The organism is Pseudoalteromonas sp. P1-16-1b (assembly GCF_001401785.1).
Lineage (GTDB): Bacteria > Pseudomonadota > Gammaproteobacteria > Enterobacterales > Alteromonadaceae > Pseudoalteromonas > Pseudoalteromonas undina.
Genome location: NZ_LKGQ01000088.1, coordinates 1 through 213 on the forward strand (window position 1 = coordinate 1; position 213 = coordinate 213).

Consider the following 213-nt stretch of genomic DNA (forward strand, 5'->3'; position numbering starts at 1 on the left):
CATGATGGACTTGAACCATCGACCAATGGATTAAAAGTCCACTGCTCTACCAACTGAGCTAATGACCCGCTCTGGTTTACTTATAAAAAAGTAAGGCTGCGTAAATCCGCCGATTATAACCACTCAATAAAGAATGGTGGGTCATGATGGACTTGAACCATCGACCAATGGATTAAAAGTCCACTGCTCTACCAACTGAGCTAATGACCCGCT

General features: G+C 43.7%; 1 tRNA gene. It reads right to left on the reverse strand.

The annotated features are described in order from the left end of the window. Nucleotides 1–134 precede the first annotated feature (134 nt). Nucleotides 135–210 (reverse strand) — tRNA-Lys (locus AN392_RS18350). Nucleotides 211–213: the final 3 nt, after the last annotated feature.